The sequence below is a fragment of the Bacteroides cellulosilyticus DSM 14838 genome (assembly GCF_000158035.1).
GTDB classification, from domain to species: Bacteria; Bacteroidota; Bacteroidia; order Bacteroidales; family Bacteroidaceae; genus Bacteroides; species Bacteroides cellulosilyticus.
In genome coordinates this window covers 1-690 of record NZ_EQ973491.1, presented here as the reverse complement: position 1 = coordinate 690, position 690 = coordinate 1, and the positions used below count along the sequence as shown (strand labels likewise).

The window sequence follows — 690 nt, the reverse complement described above, 5'->3', positions numbered from 1 at the left end:
GCCCAGTTTGGGGATGGCACGGGATCTGTTTATTCTTTCTTATTATCTACGAGGGATTCCTTTTATTGATTTGGCCTATTTGAGGAAGACGGACATTCAGGATAATGTGCTTTGTTATCGCCGTAGCAAGACGGGGAGGATGTTGACGATTACGCTTGAACCGTGGATGTGGGAAATTATCGAGAGATATTTATGTGATGATTCGGGTTCACCCTATTTATTAAGGATTATACGCCAATCGGGAAGTATACCTGAGGAAAGAAAACAGTATGAAAGTGCCTTGCGACTTTACAATAAACATTTGTATCGGTTATCCGAGCGATTGGGATTGGAAGTGAGACTGACTTCATACGTAGCACGCCATACGTGGGCGACATTGGCATATAATGAGGATATACCCGTATCTAAGATTAGTGCAGGGTTGAGCCATGCTTCAGAGGAAATTACGCATACTTATTTGAGATCGTTCTCTGATGAACAACTGGCGGTGGTAAACTTGCAGATGGCAGCGTTGGTTAATCCGATGGCAGAAAAGGAATGGAAGAGAAAAGAAAGGGGAAAAGTAAATCGAAATGATAAAGTGAGGAAAAACACTAAGAATGAGCTTCATATTTCTGTTCCGATTCCCGGTAGGAAACGGAACGATTCCGGCGGTAAAGGAACAATTTCCAATTGAAATAAACAAGGAAA

General features: G+C 42.0%; 1 protein-coding gene. It reads left to right on the top strand.

The genetic code is table 11. From position 1 onward, the window contains the following. Nucleotides 1-676: tyrosine-type recombinase/integrase (locus BACCELL_RS12405; RefSeq protein WP_007212150.1), on the top strand; the 676-nt coding region annotated here is incomplete at its 5' end. Nucleotides 677-690: the final 14 nt, after the last annotated feature.